Origin of the sequence: Gordonia sp. WA4-43 (genome assembly GCF_020520305.1) — a bacterium.
Lineage (GTDB): Bacteria > Actinomycetota > Actinomycetes > Mycobacteriales > Mycobacteriaceae > Gordonia > Gordonia hongkongensis.
The window spans coordinates 3,228,207-3,245,118 of the sequence record NZ_CP084736.1 but is presented as its reverse complement, the minus strand read 5'-3'; the positions used below and the strand labels follow the sequence as shown (position 1 = coordinate 3,245,118).

General features: G+C 67.5%; 14 protein-coding genes. 3 read left to right on the top strand and 11 right to left on the bottom strand.

Annotation, left to right across the window (positions count from 1 at the left end; all coding sequences use genetic code 11):
- The first annotated feature begins 55 nt into the window (after positions 1-55).
- Positions 56-910: a hypothetical protein gene (locus tag LEL84_RS14445; protein ID WP_065630847.1), complete on the top strand. Its 855-nt coding sequence runs from the start codon at positions 56-58 to the stop codon at positions 908-910.
- Here LEL84_RS14445 and LEL84_RS14440 read toward each other — a convergent pair.
- The 8 genes from LEL84_RS14440 to LEL84_RS14405 all read right to left on the bottom strand — a co-directional run bounded on the left by LEL84_RS14440 (position 855) and on the right by LEL84_RS14405 (position 7,434).
- Entirely contained in the window at positions 855-2,033 is a 1,179-nt protein-coding gene (locus tag LEL84_RS14440; protein WP_065630848.1) for an N-acetylmuramoyl-L-alanine amidase, read from the bottom strand. The two genes, LEL84_RS14445 and LEL84_RS14440, sit on opposite strands and share 56 nt — an antisense overlap.
- A 269-nt stretch (positions 2,034-2,302) precedes the next feature.
- Positions 2,303-2,641 (bottom strand): thioredoxin, encoded by a 339-nt coding sequence (trxA, locus tag LEL84_RS14435; RefSeq protein ID WP_058252984.1) that lies wholly within the window; start codon positions 2,639-2,641, stop codon positions 2,303-2,305.
- 58 nt (positions 2,642-2,699) lie between these two features.
- Positions 2,700-3,716, bottom strand: coding sequence for a thioredoxin-disulfide reductase (gene trxB, locus LEL84_RS14430; RefSeq protein ID WP_137809140.1), 1,017 nt, complete (start codon positions 3,714-3,716; stop codon positions 2,700-2,702).
- A gap of 146 nt (positions 3,717-3,862) precedes the next feature.
- Complete coding sequence (locus LEL84_RS14425) at positions 3,863-4,636, bottom strand: hypothetical protein (RefSeq protein ID WP_068970784.1); 774 nt, start codon at positions 4,634-4,636, stop codon at positions 3,863-3,865.
- A 201-nt stretch (positions 4,637-4,837) separates the two neighbouring features.
- Complete coding sequence (sigM, locus tag LEL84_RS14420; RefSeq protein WP_058252981.1) at positions 4,838-5,404, bottom strand: RNA polymerase sigma factor SigM; 567 nt, start codon at positions 5,402-5,404, stop codon at positions 4,838-4,840.
- A 96-nt stretch (positions 5,405-5,500) separates the two neighbouring features.
- Positions 5,501-5,872, bottom strand: a complete 372-nt coding sequence (locus tag LEL84_RS14415; protein ID WP_065630852.1) for a thiocyanate hydrolase — start codon at positions 5,870-5,872, stop codon at positions 5,501-5,503.
- A gap of 3 nt (positions 5,873-5,875) precedes the next feature.
- On the bottom strand, positions 5,876-6,580 hold the full coding sequence (scnC, locus tag LEL84_RS14410) for a thiocyanate hydrolase subunit gamma (protein ID WP_065630853.1): 705 nt from the start codon (positions 6,578-6,580) through the stop codon (positions 5,876-5,878).
- Complete coding sequence (locus LEL84_RS14405) at positions 6,577-7,434, bottom strand: SH3-like domain-containing protein (protein ID WP_065630854.1); 858 nt, start codon at positions 7,432-7,434, stop codon at positions 6,577-6,579. The genes scnC and LEL84_RS14405 overlap by 4 nt, the downstream gene beginning before the upstream one ends.
- Positions 7,435-7,847: 413 nt before the next feature.
- Here LEL84_RS14405 and LEL84_RS14400 point away from each other — a divergent pair, with 413 nt between their 5' ends.
- Complete coding sequence (locus LEL84_RS14400; protein WP_159369979.1) at positions 7,848-9,065, top strand: IS110 family transposase; 1,218 nt, start codon at positions 7,848-7,850, stop codon at positions 9,063-9,065.
- Positions 9,066-9,328: 263 nt separating this feature from the next.
- On the opposite strand, the gene LEL84_RS14395 is transcribed toward LEL84_RS14400, so the two are convergent.
- Complete coding sequence (locus LEL84_RS14395) at positions 9,329-10,042, bottom strand: TetR/AcrR family transcriptional regulator (protein ID WP_226511996.1); 714 nt, start codon at positions 10,040-10,042, stop codon at positions 9,329-9,331.
- A 102-nt stretch (positions 10,043-10,144) separates the two neighbouring features.
- Between LEL84_RS14395 and LEL84_RS14390 the strand changes: the two genes are divergently transcribed.
- Entirely contained in the window at positions 10,145-11,065 is a 921-nt protein-coding gene (locus LEL84_RS14390; RefSeq protein ID WP_226511995.1) for a sterol desaturase family protein, read from the top strand.
- A gap of 428 nt (positions 11,066-11,493) precedes the next feature.
- On the opposite strand, the gene LEL84_RS14385 is transcribed toward LEL84_RS14390, so the two are convergent.
- Positions 11,494-12,705, bottom strand: coding sequence for a TetR/AcrR family transcriptional regulator (locus LEL84_RS14385; protein WP_226511994.1), 1,212 nt, complete (start codon positions 12,703-12,705; stop codon positions 11,494-11,496).
- A 161-nt stretch (positions 12,706-12,866) separates the two neighbouring features.
- Positions 12,867-16,562, bottom strand: a complete 3,696-nt coding sequence (locus LEL84_RS14380; RefSeq protein ID WP_226511993.1) for a murein biosynthesis integral membrane protein MurJ — start codon at positions 16,560-16,562, stop codon at positions 12,867-12,869.
- Between the last annotated feature and the right edge of the window lie 350 nt (positions 16,563-16,912).

The window sequence follows — 16,912 nt, the reverse complement described above, 5'->3', positions numbered from 1 at the left end:
GTTGTTGCGCTGCTACATTCGGCATCCGTGGAATTCTCGACCGGGGCGCACCGACATGAGTGTGTCCGTCACTCGGTTGGAACTGGGATCCTTCGCGTCGCTCCCCCGCCACACCCGCAATTGCGTCTTCTGGGAAGTCGAGCCCGTGGCGCAGACAAGCCGCGGCACGGTACCGGGCCCCGGCGATCTCGAACCCTACGAAAGCGAGTTCGACAAGGAGGCGTGGATCTCGGGTCTTCTCCTCGATTGGGGTGCGTGCGGGCAGGTCGCGATCGAGTCGAGCACGAACACTGTCATCGGTACAGCCTTCTACGCGCCGCCCAATCGTGTTCCGCGGTCGCAGCACTTCCCTACGTCGCCGGTCAGCCACGACGCCGTGCTGCTCACCAGCATCCGTACCGAGCCCGGCCACGACGAAGTCGCCACCATCCTGCTGGACGCGGTGCTGGGCGACCTGATCCGACGAGGCGTCCGGGCGGTCGAATCGTTCGGTCTGGTACGGAACGGGTCCGGCGCGGATCCCTTTGTGCTCGCCGGGAGCGCGGGTGGGGTGGCCGACGATCTCGAGCTCTGGTCGGATGAGGCGATCGTCGAAGTCGCGCGTGAGATTCTCGACGACCCACAGGGCGACCTCTGCACGAACTGTATGAATGACGCGTCGTTTCTGAAAGATTCCGGGTTCGACGTCGTGTCGTCGCACCAGAGGTTCCCGCGTTTCCGACTGGAGCTCGACGAAGGACTCGGCTGGAAGGTCGAGGTCGAGAGTGCGCTGCAGAAACTGGTGGTGATGGCCGAGATGGACCTGGCCGGTCGGCAGCGGACGGCGGTCCCGGTGGGAACCGGGCCGCAGCGGATCAGCGGGAGCTGTTCTCCGCGGCCAGCAGATCCGCGAAAGTATAAGTGCCCGTAGGACGATCGTCCTGATCGAGCAGGTACAGTCGCTTCACCGCCACCACGATGGCGTCGGCGATGACGTTGCGCCAATCCGAATCAGCAAGCACTGCAGCGTCGTTCGGGTTCGTGATGTAACCGACGTCGATGAGGGCCACGGGCATCTTGGTGAGCCGGAGAACGTCCCATGTGCGCTCGTGGGTCCGGCAGTCCGACAACGGCGTGCGTGCCGCGATCTCCCGCTGGATGAAGCCGGCGAGGTTGCGCCCGATCGTCGAGTACGAGTCGTTGTTGCCGAAGTAGAACGACGCGACACCATTGGCGCGCGCGTTCCGGTAATGGCCGCAGCGGAGCGAGATCATCAGGTCGGCGTCCATCAGATTCGCGACGCGAGCGCGCTCGTCGTCCCCGGGACGTCCCCGACCGTCATGCGACAGGAACGTCTGCATTCCGGCGGCCGCCATCCGGCCTTCGAGACGAGCACTGAGGTCCCACAGCAGTTCCGACTCGCGATCGGCGACCTCACCCGTCGACAGGGCATGGAGTCCACCGGAGCCGGGGTCGATGAGGATCCGCTTCCCGGACAGTTGCGGTCCGGAACGACGGACGTGCTCTTCTTCGCGGATCGCGTACGGCGAACCCCCGGTCACTCTCGTGCCGAGGCGCTCCAGCGAACGCAGGGTGGCCGGACCGCAGATGCCGTCGGAAGCGAGACCGTATTCACTCTGGTAAAGGCAGACTGCGTTGTGAGTGGTCAGGCCGAAGATGCCGTCGACCAGCGACGTGAAGTAACCGAGGTTCTGCAGCCGGCTCTGCAGGGTGGCGACATCGTCGCCGACCATGGGCGCCGACAGCTGATACGAGAGCACTCGAGCGCCGAGTCGGTAGGACGCCTCGCGTAGGACGCGGTAGGTCGCCGGACCGACGATGCCGTCGACGATCAGGCCGCGCTCCTGCTGAAACGCACGGACGGCCCGGTCACACGCCTCGTCGAAGACGGCTTCGGGTAGATTCCACCCGTTCGCCGGCCCACCGTGTGTGGCGCTGGAGGATCCATCGTCGGGCAACAGACCACGTCCGACGAGGATGGCGCGGATCTCGGCCACCGCCGAGCCGTGATCACCAAGTCGGAACAATGGCATCTGGTCACCCCTCGTACGAATCGCGGCAGGTGCGGCTCTGCGCGATGTCCGATGTAGCCAAGCGGTACACCGGTGAAACGTCAGCCTGCATTCTCGCAGCTGGACTTCACTACACCAAACTGCACGGAGCCGAATCGGTGTGATCCGGCGTGCAGGGGTCTCCGGTCGAGACCACGGCCGACACTACCAACGCAAGCAGTCCGCGGGTGGAACGGCAACGTCGTTCACCCGTCGGACTGTCGCGTCGATGTGCGGAGAATCGCAGGTCGTCAGGCCGACTGGCCGACGACCGAGTCGAGCTCTCGAAGCAGGGCGGCCTTGCCCTTGGCGCCGACGATCGTCTTCACCGGCTGACCCTTGTCGAACAGGATCATGGTCGGGATGGACATGATCTGGAAGTCACGCGCGGTCGACGGGCTCTCGTCGACATCGAGCTTGGCGACCGTCAGCTTGTCGCCGTGGTCGCGAGCGATCTCCTCGAGAACCGGAGCGACCATGCGGCAGGGACCGCACCAGGTGGCCCAGAAGTCCACCAGAACCGGCTTGTCGGCGCCGAGAACGGCGTCCTTGAACGTGGTGTCGGTGACGGCAACGGTGTGTGCACCCATGATCTGATCTCCTTGGTCGGACCGGGCCGGGTGGCCCAGGTGGTGAGTGGTTGACGGTTCAGGCGGGTGCCTGAACAGCGTCGATCTCGGAAACGGAGGCCGCTTCGGCGTCGTCCACGCTGAGGTCGGCTGCCTCACCTTGCTCGGCCAGCCAGCGCTCGGCGTCGATGGCCGCCGAACATCCACTGCCCGCGGCGGTGATGGCCTGTCGGTAGGTGTGGTCCACGAGGTCCCCGGCGGCGAACACGCCGGGAAGAGAAGTGAGGGTTGTACGTCCCTGGACCAGGACGTAACCCTCGGGATCCAGGTCGACCTGCCCGCGGACCAACTCGCTGCGCGGATCGTGGCCGATCGCGACGAACATGCCGGTCACATCGAGGGTGCTGACCTCGCCGGTGCGCGTGTCCTCGACCTTCAGGCCCGACACCGAACTGTCGCCGACCACGGACTGCACCGCGGCATTGGTGACGAAACGGATCTTGTCGTTGGCACGTGCGCGCTCGAGCATGATCTTCGACGCCCGGAACTCGTCACGACGGTGGACCAGCGTGACACTTCGCGCGAACTTGGTCAGAAACGTGGCCTCTTCCATCGCGGAGTCGCCGCCGCCGATGACGGCGATGTCCTGGTCCTTGAAGAAGAAACCGTCACAGGTGGCACAGGCCGACACACCGCGGCCGAGGAGCTGCTGCTCCCCCTCGATGCCGAGATAGCGCGCCGCCGCGCCCATGGCGAGGATGACGGCGCGGGCCCGGTAGATCTCCCCGCCGACCTCGACCTCCTTGATCCGGCCGGTCAGCCGAACGGTGTCCACGTCCTCCATGCGCAGGTCGGCGCCGAAGCGGATGGCCTGCTCACGCATCTCGTCCATCAACGCCGGACCCTGGATACCGGTCTGGAAACCGGGGAAATTCTCCACCTCGGTGGTCGTCATCAGGGCGCCACCGAACTGGGTGCCCTCGAAGACGATGGGAGATAGCTCGGCGCGTGCGGCGTAGATCGCTGCGGTGTACCCGGCAGGACCAGATCCGATGATGATCAACTCGTGGATCTGCTGGGTCTCTGGCTGGCTCACTTGTCCTCCGTGCTGTGGGTTTAGCGAGACCCGCCCAGTCCAGGCGGGTCACGGCTGCTTCAACACCAGGGTAGGCGGAGATGTTCCCGCGGACGCGACGCGTGCCCCGGCCGGTCGGCGCAACCCTGGGCCTCGCGACGTGCCGGTCACCCGCCGACGATGCCCCGTGAGATCAGCGCCGGATTTCCCAGGTCACAGTCGAGGCCGACGATCAGCGCGTCGAAACGTCCTGCCACGCCCGTCGACAAGAGAATCGCGGCGGCCCCGGTGCCGTCGACGAGGATGCGACCGGAACCCACGATCACCACCTCGACCGGTACCAGGTGCGCGGCGGTGCAGCGGCGGAGCGCCTCCACGGAACCGAACGGTGCCCCGTCGGTACGACCGAGGACCGAGAGTGCGGTCGCGACGCCCGCGGGACCCGCCGGGGTCGGGACCGACGACGACTGGGCGCGCGGTGTCTGCCCGGGACCGGTCGCATCGGGCGCCGACACCAGCCGCAGTATTCCGACCGTTCCGACCGCGACGATGATGACCGCGGCGGCAGCCAGTAACAGACGGCCGGCCAATCGACGGTCGTCGCGCGATCGGGAGCGGGCGGGTCGACGCCCTCGGCGTGCAACCGAGATGTCGACCGGTGCGGGATCCCGGCCGAGCGCGGCGAGGGTGGTCGCGACGTCGGCGCGGACCTGGTCGGGAACGGGCGCGGGCGCCGGACGGGCGGAGCGCAGATCGTCGGAGGTGTGATCCAGCGCGGCCAGGATCGATTGCGCGGCAACATCATCGACGATGCGGGAACGGATGTGTGCGGCTGTCCGGTCGGGCAGTGCACCGGCGTGCAGGTCGGCGAGGATCTCCGCCGAATACGGCGGGTCCGGTAGATCGCCGGTCTCGTGGTCGTCTGGTCCCCGAGGGGTCATGGTGTCAGTCTTCCATTCCGGGGGATGGCGGGCGTTCGTTGAGTTCGGCTCGGTTCGGCGTGGTTCACGAGCGGAGTCGGGTCAGAGGAGGTGGCCTCCTGGTCGCGATCCGTCGGATACTTGGACGCGGCCCGCCCCGGTTCGGTTCCCCCCGGCCGCGATCTGTCGGGAACGGGATGGACCAGTCGGGGTGATGACGGGTCAGCCGCTCCGCAGATGTCCGAGGACCTGGGCGAGTTTGAGGCGGCCGCGAGCGCATCGACTCTTGATCGTGCCCTCGGCGACACCGAGGATCTCGGCCGCTTCGGCGACCGTGTAACCCTCGATGTCGACGGCGACGATGGCCGCTCGTTGCCCTTCGGGGAGGACGTGCAATGCACGCCCGATCGACACCGACAGGTCGACGGCGGCGATGTCGTCGGTGGTGTCGGCGATGGAGACCACGTCCCATTCCGGCAGCGGCACGGTTCTGCGGACCTTGTTCCGTCGGATGCGATCGAGGCCGGCGTTCACGACGATCCGGTGCAGCCAACTCGTCACCTTGGCATCGGACCGGAAGTCGTGTGCGGTCCGATGCGCGGCGAAGAGGGCGTCCTGCAACGCGTCTGCGGCATCCTCGGGATTCTGGCTGGTCCGCAGCGCCACCGACCACAGGTAATCGAGATGGCGGCTGATGAGATCGGAGAAGGCGTGTGGGTCGCCGGCGAGGTGAGCGTGCAGAAGCTGCTCGTCGCTACGCGTGTCGATCGCGTCGTTCCCCCCGGGCATGGGCTGAGAGTAGTGGAGCCGACACCGCGTCATCCGTTGGAGCGACGGCTGTGCACAGCTGTCGCCGGATGACGGATCTGTCCTCAGGCCGGCCGGTCAGGACTCCAGGCGGGCGCGCACCGCAGCCATCCGCGTTCGCAACTCACTCTCGTCGATGACCCCGCGGTCGAGCAGTGTGTGTGCCAGGGCGACCAGTTGGTTCTCAGGGTAGGGCAGGTCGGCGTAGATGGTCGCCGACAGCCGGTCCTCCTCGTCGCGTCGTTCGACGACGCCGGGGGTACCCGCGTTCACCGCGGTGGCATCGGCGACCCGGTCGAGCGCATCGCAGAGACCGTCGAGGCTCGTCTTCCACGGTGGAACAGGGTTCTCCACACCGTATTTCGCGGCCATCCGGTGCCACACCTGGTTCCGGTCGACGATCTCCTCGAGTGGTCCGTGGGATGATCCGGTGCGTCCGTCCTCGGTCATCGGCTACTCCCCCGCCGGGTGGACGGCCGGACGGATGGTCGAGACGACGTTGGTGGTGACACCCGGTCTGGGGAGCGCGACTCCGATGAGGCAGTCGCGGGTGATGATCTCCGACAGCTGCTGCTCGGTCCATCCGTCGGTGCCTGCCGGGCGCTGCGGCATCACCATGAAGCGGTGCTTCTGATTGGAGTCCTGCACGCGTACGGAGACACCCTCCGGGAGCTGGAGTCCGAACTCGGACAGCACCTGTCGCGGCCACCGCACCATCCGGCGACGGTAGTTCGGCGTTCGGTACCACTCGGGCGAGTTCCCCAGGATCGGGCGCGGATAGCACGAGCACAGCGCACACACGATCACGTGATGGATCGTGGGGGTGTCGGCGAGGATCTCGAAAGCCGTGAAATCGCTGGGTGTTCCGAAACCGGTCGGTTCGAGCCAGTCGACGCCGACCTCTTTGCTGGCGGCCATCGGGTCGTCGAGTGCCAACCGCTCGAACTCGGGGTCGAGCCAGGCCCGGGCGACGAGCGTCGCCGCGGGCGTCGGCCCGATCTGTTCGGCGAACTCGGTGAAGCGGCGGTGCTCCTCGGCGGTGAAGAGTCCCTTTTCGATGCACAGCTCGCGCAGCGCGATCTCGAGTACCTCGAAGTCGGTGATCTCGTCGACCATCGGCTTGACCGTCCGGTCGTGGTCGTGGTGATCGTCGCTCATCGGCGGTCGTCCTCTCCGCCGGCGGATTCGAGCCAGCGTTCGGGGATCTCGGTCTGCAGGGTGTCGTCGGCGGGCCCGGTGTACCCGTGCCAGAGGTCGCCCATGGTGAACCGGACCACGTAGAACCACTCCGGTTGGGCGTCGGAGAGACCCCAGGTCTCGTCCTCGGGCGCTGGGCTCTCGTAGGCGACGGCCGCGACCTCGCCGACCGCGCCCCGGACGTATTCCGGTGTCCGCGTGTACAACAGGACGGGCAGCTCGCGGACCCGGACCCGGTCCCCGATGCCGAACGCGGCGTCGCCCGCCCGCCCGGCGTAGATCTGCGGGTCGCCGATTCCGATCGCGTGCCGATGGTGTGTGTTCCGCGGGACGTCGGATCCGTCGCCGACGCTGCGCGGGCGGGCCTCGAGACGCCGGCCGTCCAGTCCGCCCGCGTATCGCTCCCGGACCTCGAGCATGCGTTCACTGAGCTCGCCGAGCGCGATGTGGTGCTTCTCGACGAGAATTCTGGCGACCGCCAGCAACCAGCGTCCGTAATACGGGATTCCGAGGTAGACCGCGCGACCGACGTCGACGTTGCCGATCCGACGCCGCTCTTCGGACAACCAGATCCCGCGCCAGGCGAGCACCTCACACATGACATAGGTCATGTGCTCCCATTCCTCGTACGCCTTGCCCTCGTAGGTGATCGGTGCGTCGGGCTCACCCCCGACGTCGTGCACCGGCTTCATGTAGGCGACGAAGCGATCGTGGTCGAGAAGATCGGGCGTCGGGGCATCCGGCAGCTCGGGATACGAGGAGTGCAGTCGCGCAACGAGTTCGAGTTGTCTCGCACGTTCTTCGGCAGTGCTCACCGGACACCTCCCGGGCCCCTGTCCGACCGTCGCAGCGCAGTTGCAGGAGAACTTACACGCCGACCGCGTGGTTCAGGAGCGTTTTCGGCACGCCCTTGCTCCCCGATCCGAACGAACGACAGCCGCGGGCGCATCAACCCTAATGGGGGTGGATCGGCGTCCTGCAGGGGATGCTGGTTTGTGTGAGCCTTCCCGGCCGGTGACCACTCCGAGACCCTGAAACGGTGTCGGATTTCTACACGAAGACCGTGGCCCGGCCGGGTAAGGATCACCCGCTAGAACGCTTCTGGGATGTCGTGCCCCCTGAACCATGTGGGGTGAGCACTGATCCATTAGGCCGCGTCAAGGGTGATCACCCCAAGGTTCACACCGACGATCGATCGAGACGACCGAAGACGAGGTGAACGACCGACATGATCTGTGTGGGCAACGACTGGGCGTCGGATCATCACGACGTGTGCGTGATGGATGAACACGGCACCACCCTGGCCACCCGCCGACTACCCGAGAACGCGGCCGGCGTGACGGCGATGCATGACCTGCTCGCCCGGTTCGCCCACGACCCCTCTGAGGTGGTGGTGGGGATCGAAACCGATCACGGCATGTGGGTCGCCGCCCTGGTCGCCGCGGGCTATCAGGTGTATGCGATCAACCCGTTGTCGGTGTCGCGGTACCGCGACCGCCACCATGTCGGGGGCACCAAATCCGATAAGGCTGACGCGAAAACGCTGGCTGATCTGGTGCGGACCGACCGGCACAATCATCGATTGGTCGCCGCCGACACCGTCGAGGTCAAGGCGATCACGGTGATGGCCCGTACGCATCAGAATCTGGTGTGGGCGCGCTCAGCACAACAGAACGTGTTGCGCGCTCAACTGGGCGCCTACTATCCGGCCGCGGTCGATGCCTTCGGCGGCGACCTCGCCCACAAAGACTGCCTGGCGGTGTTGCGTCGCGCTCCCACCCCACGACAGGGAGCGGCACTGACGGTCGCGGCGATCCGATCAGCTCTGAAAAAGGGTGGCCGCCAACGCAATACCGATACCCGTGCCCGCGAGATCCAGCAGGCCCTGCGTGGGGGCGGTCATCTGAGCGCACCGGAGGCACTTACCGCAGCGTATGCGGCGACCGTGACCGTGACGGTTAACATGCTGACGACGCTCAACACCCAAATTGATCAACTGGAAACCAGTATGGCCCAGTCTTTTAGAGCGCATCCGGACGCCGAGATCTACCTGTCCATGCCCGGAGTCGGTGACATCACCGGCGCCCGGATGCTTGGCGAGTTCGGGGACGACCCCGAACGCTATGCCACCGCCAAGTCTCGCAGAAACTATGCCGGCACCTCACCACGGACCATCGCCTCAGGCAAAGGGCACGTCGTGCTGGCCCGCCATATCCGCAACACCCGCCTCAACGCCGCCGCCATGGCGATGGCGCAAAGCGCGCTGACCGGCAGTCCCGGCGCCCGCGTCTACTACGACAGCCTGCGAGATCAGAAGAAGTCCCACCCCCAAGCCTTGCGTGCGCTCGCCAACCGGCTCATCGGCATCCTCCACGGCTGCCTCAAACACCGCACCCTCTACAACGAACACACCGCCTGGAACCACCGCGCCAACCTCGCCGCTTGACACCTTGCACCCCTGGGATGTCTTCGTGGCTCGTCGCTTGCGCTCCTCGCACCTCAGTATCTGCGGCCTGGCGGCCGTCGTGGCTACGAAGGAATCCGTTGTGTTGGAGCGAGCCCAACCACTGCTCCCTGAGCTCCGGGCGCTCCTCAGGGAGCAGGGGGCAGGGCGTCCTTTCGGATTAGGGAGCAGAGGGAGGGCATCGTTTTGACCCCACACAGCAGCGGTTCTGTAGTTCTTGCGGATATGGGAGCAGCCTCGAAGGGTCAGGTCAGAAGCCGGCCGTAGGCGGCGACGAAGAGCTCCACACAGACGTCGAGGATCTCGTCGAGCGCATAGCGTTCCGCGTCGGCCTCCCCCGCACCGGCGACGTACCAGTCGACGAGAAGCTGGGTGACTGCTCCGACCAGGCCCACCGACGCCAGCCGTTCGCGGTCCGACGTCGGTCGCGAGCCACGAGCGAGTGCCAGGATGAGCGCGGCCCAGTCGTGGATCGCGCGCATGCGGACCTGCTCGATCTCCGGGGACACACCCACCACTTCGACGAGCATCACACGCGCGCGCCGGGGATCGTCGGCGAGGCAGGACATGAACGCCCCGAGAGCCGCTCGTGTGACCTCCGGAACACGCTCGGCGGCAACGCCTTCCGCCGAGTCCGATGATCCGGGGGCGGCGCCGGCGATCTCCGCTGCGGCATCGACGGTCGCCGCCCGGACGAAGTTGACGCAGTCGTCGTACACGGCGACGAGCAGGGCGGCGCGGTCGGTGAAGGACTCGTAGAAGTATCGCTGCGTCAGCCCGGCGAGGTCGCAGATCCCCCTCACTGACACGTTCGCGTATCCGTCGGTTCCGAAGGCGTCGAGCCCGGCCGCGATCAGAGCGGCTCGGCGGCGTTCTCGCCGCTGCGTCGGGTCGGCCCCGCCATAGCGTCGTCCGGGCGGGGTCCCCGTCGACGGGGTCTGGTCCGGCACGGCTGTCACGCGAGCTCCCTCCCGGGTCTTTACAGCGGATCTTCTGACACGTTACCTTGTCAGAAGTAAGTGACATGGCGTCGTGTCAGATACTGCTGTGAGGGGACAATCGTGCTGGAATTCTTGCCGGAGCCGATGCGTGAGCCGACCGTGCTCGCGATCCCGTTCTTCGTCACCCTGCTGGCCATCGAGTGGTTCGCCGCGGCCAAGCTCGAGCACGATGACACCGAGACGGCGCCGCCGGGCGCCTACGATTCGCGGGACGCGCGGTCGAGCGTCTCGATGGGACTGGTGTCGATCGTGACCAGCGCCTTCTGGAAGTTCCTAGGACTCCTGCTGTACAGCGTGCTGTTCGCCTATGTCGCCCCGTGGCAGTTGCCCGCGGACGAGTGGTACACGTGGGTGATCGCATTCGTGGGCGTTGACTTCCTCTTCTACTGGAGTCATCGTGTGTCGCACCGGGTCCGGCTGGTGTGGGCTACTCACCAGGCGCATCACTCCAGCGAGTACTTCAACTTCGCGACGGCGCTGCGGCAGAAGTGGAACATCAGCGCCGCGGTGCTGATGTGGATGCCGCTCCCGCTCCTCGGCATCCCGCCTGCACTGGTGTTCGCCGCCTACTCGCTGAATCTGATCTACCAGTTCTGGATTCACACCGAGCGGATCGGAAAACTCTGGGCACCCGTCGAATTCGTGCTCAACACACCGTCGCATCATCGGGTACACCACGGCTGCGACCCCGAGTACCTCGACCGCAACTACGGCGGGGTCTTCATCCTGTGGGACCGGATGTTCGGCACGTTCGCTCCGGAGATCCGTCGGCCCCGTTACGGCCTGACCAAACCGGTGGACACATACAACATCCTGCGACTGCAGACGCACGAATATGCGGCGATCGTGCGGGATGTGCGCGGTGCGTCGACGTGGCGCGCCCGCCTGGGCTACGTCTTCGGGCCGCCGGGATGGACGCCGCGCGACCTGGTCGGGGAGCAGGTGGCGGGGACGACTGGCGCATCCGCGGAACGCGTCTGACGGAGCGGCCTCAGAGGCGAGGTCGGTCGGGCGCCATATGCGGTCACTGTGCCGATCGTCGTGACGAGTGGGATGAGCGCGGTCTGGATGCCGAGCTCGTGTGGCGGGATGACCCGAGCGGCGACCACCAGTAGAGCATCCCTGCCCCGGCCGTGACGAAGAAGGTCGACACCACGACAACCGAGTCCACCGTGAGGGCTCTGGAGCCGAGCACCGCCGGTCTGATCGCCAAGCTCATGGGCCAGACCTCAACTCACGCAATCTGGTTCGTGCATCTGAGCCCGCCGCGAACAGGTTTCCGAGCCCTGCTGCCACCACCGTCGCCCCGAGAACGGCGCAGCGCCCGAGCCCCCGGGGGTCGGACCTACGCTTCTCGCGTGTCAGGCTGTCGCGTAAGTACCGTAGGGCGGCGGAGGTAACCGTCATGGTCAGATACGGGCGCTCGGTATCAGGATGGCGTATGCCAGTTTCCTCAATTGCCCGTCGATGCCGGGCCGAGAGCGGAGCTCGGGCGACGAGATCACGTGGCCGGCGAACCCGGCCAGAGCCTGCTCCAGTGCCTTGGCATCGGCCTGTGACAGGCTGGGCGTACGCACGCGGATGGCAGTAGTCCACTCGGCGGAGTAGTCCGAGGTGGTACGGCCGAGAGAGATCTGGTCGGCTCCCGGCAGATACACCGCGTCCCGAACTGCCACGGCCAGCACCCGCCCATTGGGGCCCAGCGAGTAGTCGACGAACACGCGCAGGAGCACGTCGAGCGTGTCACCGACGGCGGCTCGGTCGAGTGCCGCGATCGACGTCCCCAACAAGCCTTCGATGCCTCGACGGATGACCGTCCACAAGATCTCCGTCTTCCCTGCGTGCTCGTGATAGACGGTCGCCACCGAGACGCCCGCGTGGGCGGCGATCTCGTCGATACGAACGTTCCGGAAGCCGCGTACGAAGAACAACTCGGTCGCGACGTCGAGGATTCGTTCGCGTCGGGCGATCGGACTTCGGCGTGATCGTGCGTCATCTGTCCCCACCACAACGGGAGCCGTGGCCAGGTCACAGTCGAGAATCGAGTCCGTGAGCGCTCGCTGGACCTGCATCAGGCGCTTGGCCGACAGTGAGCCACGCATCCGGGCCGTGCTGGAGTACACACTGAGGACAGCGGTCGCGAGTAGCTCCGCGCCCGCCGGGTCGACCGCGGGTCGGGCGGCGCTGATCTTCGCCGCCAGCGTGCCCACGAGTCCCCCGAAGGAGCGATTCAACTCGGACAGGCCCGATCGCTCCAGGTGCAATCGTTCGCGGTTCCAGAGGATGGAGACATCTTGATGCGCGGTCATGTCACCCAATGCGTCGAAGAACAACCCGATTTGCTCCTCGGGAGTGCCACCGCGCTCCTGCGCATCGGCCATGAACCGGCTGACGGTCCGCACCTGCGCGGTCAACGCCTGCGCGAGGATGTTCTGCTTGGACGGGAAATGTCGGTACAACGCAGGCCCGGTCAGTCCGACCGTCGCACCGATCTGTTCCATGCTCACGTTGCGGTAGCCGAACTCCTGAAACAGGCGTGTCGCCTCCCGGACCAGGTGTTCGAGCCGGAGTTCGGGCAGTCGGGCGCTCTTCGCACTCGCGGCGCCTGCGGATTTCGACACTGGTGTCGAGGGCAGCGGTACAGGAGACCTCGCCGATGGTTCCGCGTCATGCCCCGCTCGTACCCGAGTGCCGTCGTCGTTCATACTCGTTGGTCGTAACTCGGACCTCGAGTTGCACGCGCCGATAATCGCGGGGCGCGGTCAGGTGCTCGACCGGTACGTCAGCCGGCCATCGTGACGCGCGAGATCTCGGCCTGGTATCCGCTCCCCGAACTCGGCAGGCTCGTGAGCCAGACCATGACGTAGCGGGTGGTCGGCGGCTGCGCGATCGGAATCGTGGTGGACGCCTGGTCCACCTGACCCGACGCCACCGTCGTCGTCCGGGCGAACGCCGGACGCGCCGACGGTGACGTACGGATCTCGACGCTGATCCCGGGCGTCGGACTCTCGATGGTGACCGACCGCACCGGGCGTTCCGCTCCGAGGTCGAACATGAGGCCCAGCCCCGGCTTGAGCCCACCGAAGTCCGGACGTCCGCGATAGTTGTCGGTCTGCCACGGCGGGGCGGCGCCGGTGATCACGTTGCGTACGTTCGCCGAGTTGTCCGGCGTCTGCGCGGAGAAGTCGACGACCGAGACCGACTGCAGCGCAATGGGTTGCGGGGCCGCCGGAGCCGCGGGCGTCGGCGGCGGCTGGGCGCCGGGCGGAGGCGAGGGCTCGGTCGTGGTGAGGATCGAGTCGATGTCGCTCGAGCCGCTGCTGCCGCCGAAGATGTTGGTGGCACCCACGATCAGCGCGATGACGATGAACAGGGCGAGGAGTCCGGCGCCGATGAGCAACGCCAGGTTGCGGCGCGGTGGCTTCTCGTCGCCGCCGGCACCCAGTCGGGGCGCCACGCTCACCGGCGGCGGGGCGTCGGCGTCGGTGATGGCCGGCAACATGTCGGTGTTCAGGTCGACGACCGTGGCCTGATCGAGGACGTGCTGGACCGTGGCCGCGGTACGGATCCCGCGGGAACCGTCGAGCGCGCGCGCCGCGACCGCCGAGATCTCGAACGGGATGTCGGGCTTGCTGAGCCGCGGCTCGACCGGTTGTCCGTCCTCACCGGGCGTGGCCACGGGGATCCCACCCACGGGCTCGGTGGAGTCGGCGGTGGTGATCAGCCGGGACCCGTCCGCGGGATCGAGCGCCCAGCGGTTGAGCAGGAGCGCGTACAGCACGGCACCGAGGCCGCGGACATCGGACGCCTTGTCGTCCCCGGCGAGGGTGCCGGGGAACGCCAGCACGGCATTGCCGTCGTGGCTGATGCGGATGCGGTCGGGATGGTCGATGGACAGCGCGCCACCGGAGCGGTGGGCGATCTCGGCGGCCGCGGCGAGTGAACGCACCGCCCGCGCGGCGCCGATCGGCGACGGTCCCGACCCGGCGACATCCGCCAGGGACGATCCGGGCACCCATTCGGCGACGACGATGCCGCCCGACGATCCGCGGACGACGTCGAGGACCCGTGCCACCCCGTCGGAGTTGATCTGGCCCAGGCGCAGGGTGCGCGACAGCACGGCCTGCGGTCCCTGATCGGACATCTTGGCGGCCTGACCACGCTCGGGCGGCGGTGCGAGCTGCTCGGCGTCGACGAAGGTCAGCGCGACCTCACGGTCGAGGTTGATGTCCTGGGCCCGCCAGAACTGCAGACCGCGGGTGCCGCCGTGCTGCTCGAGCAGTCGGTACCGGCCGCCGGCGACCGCAGCACCGGGGATGAGGCGTGGTCCGCGCCGGCGTGGGCTCGCCGCGCTGTCGGCCGCACCGGTCTCGGCGGCGGGAGTCGGGGTCGGTGGAGTGGGTGCGTCGCCGGCTCTGGGCGCGGCGGGCGGCCCGGTGGCAGCAGTGGTGTCGACCTCACTGTCACTCACGCGACGGACTCCTCTCCTGCGGTATCTGATGTCGCGCGGTACCGGCGCGCGTTCGGGGATGGGGCGCACATCCCGGGTCGCGCCGATCGCGCCACCGGAGTGTACGGAGTACGACTGCCACGTCGCGGTACCTCTGTCGAAGCGGCGCAGCACCTGTACCTGACCAGAGTACGGGAGCGATTCGTCGCCTGTGACGCGCGGAAACTGAACTGTGATCGCCGGTGACTGTTCACGTTCGGGCTGCGGCGGCGGGGCGAGCGCCGGGATGAACCGGCCGAGCAGACGGCGTACGGCCAGCCCGATCGCGACGACATCCGGTACGCGGGCCGCGGCGAGACCGGCGTAGGTCACCGCGAGCACCACCGCGGCGGTCAGCCCGAGGTAGAGGACCGACCCCACCTTGCCCAGCCAGCCGATCATGTCGTCGAGGCCGGTGAGTTTCGCGACCGCCCACACGGTGGCGGAGACCCCGATCGAGACAGCCAGGGTCACGACGGACGTGCGTGCCACATCCGAGAGCCGGGCCCCGCGAAGACGGCTGCGGAGCAGGAAGTGCCCGACGACGGCACCGACCAGATAACCCAACCCGTTGGACAGCGCGAGCCAGCGCACGACGAGTTCGGGATCGTCGAAGAGCACCGGCCCCAGGTACGACGACACCACCTTCACCACGGTGATGCCCAGCGCGATGAACGTCGGGGTCCACGCGTCCTCGCGGGCGTAGAACACGCGCAGCTGGACGAGGGTCATCGAGTACGGGATGAGGGTGAACGCACCCCACGACAGCACCGAACCCAGCTGCGACGCGGAGGCGGCGTCGAACTTGCCGAAGTTGAAGACGGCGATGGCGATGGCCGGTCCGAAGAACGTCATGAACGACACGACCGGCACGAGGGCGACCATCGTCAGTCGCGTCGCCAGGGACAGATCGTCGACGACCGCCTTGGTGTCGTCGGCGGTGGCGTTGCGCGACAGTCGCGGCATGATCGCGGTCAGGATGGTCACGCCCAGCACGCCGTACGGAAGCTGCAACAACTGCCAGTGGGTGAAGTAGATGCTGACGCCCGACGCGTCGGCCGACGATGCGATCCGGTAGGTGACGATCAGGCCGACCTGGAGCAGCGCCACATACGCGACGATCGCGACGGCCATGTTCCCGAACTGGCGCAGGCGCGCGTCGATCCCCCACTGCAGGCGCAGCCGCACCCCCGACTTGCGGAGGAACGGCACCAGTATCAGCGCCTGGAGCACGACACCGGTCGTGCAACCGATGCCGAGCACCAGGAGCTGCGGATCGGACATCCGGACGGGGTTGAGGGTGATCTCGCCGGGCACCACCGCGTAGAGCACGAGAGTGGTGATCTGCACGACGTTGTTCAGTACGGGCGCCCACGCACCCGGCTTGAAGTAGCCGCGCAGGTTGAGGATCGCGATGAACAACGCGGACAGGCCGTAGAACAGGATCTCCGGCAGCAGCAGGTAGGCGAGCGCGGTCGACAGCTCGCGATTGACCTGCCCGTCCCCCAGATTCAGATAGGTGAGCAGCGGTGCCGCGATCACCGCCACGACCGTCGCGGTCCCGAGGACGACGACGGTGATGGTGAAGATCCGGTTGATGAAACCCTCGCCGCCGTCGTCGTCCTCGGCTTCGGCCCGGGCGAGCAGCGGGATGACGATCGCGGTCAGCACGGCGCCGAGGACGACCTCGGCGATCATGTTCGGCAACACGTCGGCCGCCTGGAACGCCGAGGCGATGGCAGGGCCGAGCATCGCGAGGATGAGCACGGTCCGCAGGAAGCCGGTGATGCGACTGAACAGGGTGGCGATCGCGATCGACCCGCTGGTGCGCAGGATGCTCGAGTCCGAGTCCCGCGCCAGACCGGTCGACGACGCTTTCCCGTCGGGCGCTTTGCCCTCGGGCGTTTTCTCGTCGGGTGCCTTCTGGACGGACACCGCGCCGGCGGCCACCGGACCGTTCGACGGTCGGCGGGGGTCGGACGCGGTCATGACCCGCGTGTTGTTCTGGGCCGGTGACACGTCCGGCCGGGCCGGCGTGGGTGCCGGTGGAGTAGGTGCCGATGGCGCGGGCGGACGCGGAGCCGAGGGTGCCCGCCCGCCCGGTCGCGGCGGCGCGGGTCGTGGGGCCGCGGACCGCGCGTCGGGCGATCGTGGTGCGGCAGGCCGTGGCGCAGTGGGTCCCGGGTCCGGGGACCCGGGCGGGATCCGCGTCGGAGGGACCCGGCCACCCGGAACCCGGTTCGGCGGAATCCGCCGGGGCGCGGCGCGCTCGGGACGCTGGGGCGGCACCGGGCCGGGTGTCCCCGACCGCGGTGCACGCGGCTCATCGTTCCAGGTCA

Bases quoted from the DNA above. Each gene is read 5' to 3' on its own strand.
- LEL84_RS14445 (WP_065630847.1), top strand. From the start codon at position 56: ATGAGTGTGTCCGTCACTCGGTTGGAACTGGGATCCTTCGCGTCGCTC.
- LEL84_RS14440 (WP_065630848.1), bottom strand. From the start codon at position 2,033: ATGCCATTGTTCCGACTTGGTGATCACGGCTCGGCGGTGGCCGAGATC.
- trxA (WP_058252984.1), bottom strand. From the start codon at position 2,641: ATGGGTGCACACACCGTTGCCGTCACCGACACCACGTTCAAGGACGCC.
- LEL84_RS14425 (WP_068970784.1), bottom strand. From the start codon at position 4,636: ATGACCCCTCGGGGACCAGACGACCACGAGACCGGCGATCTACCGGAC.
- sigM (WP_058252981.1), bottom strand. From the start codon at position 5,404: ATGCCCGGGGGGAACGACGCGATCGACACGCGTAGCGACGAGCAGCTT.
- LEL84_RS14415 (WP_065630852.1), bottom strand. From the start codon at position 5,872: ATGACCGAGGACGGACGCACCGGATCATCCCACGGACCACTCGAGGAG.
- scnC (WP_065630853.1), bottom strand. From the start codon at position 6,580: ATGAGCGACGATCACCACGACCACGACCGGACGGTCAAGCCGATGGTC.
- LEL84_RS14400 (WP_159369979.1), top strand. From the start codon at position 7,848: ATGATCTGTGTGGGCAACGACTGGGCGTCGGATCATCACGACGTGTGC.
- LEL84_RS14380 (WP_226511993.1), bottom strand. From the start codon at position 16,562: ATGACCGCGTCCGACCCCCGCCGACCGTCGAACGGTCCGGTGGCCGCC.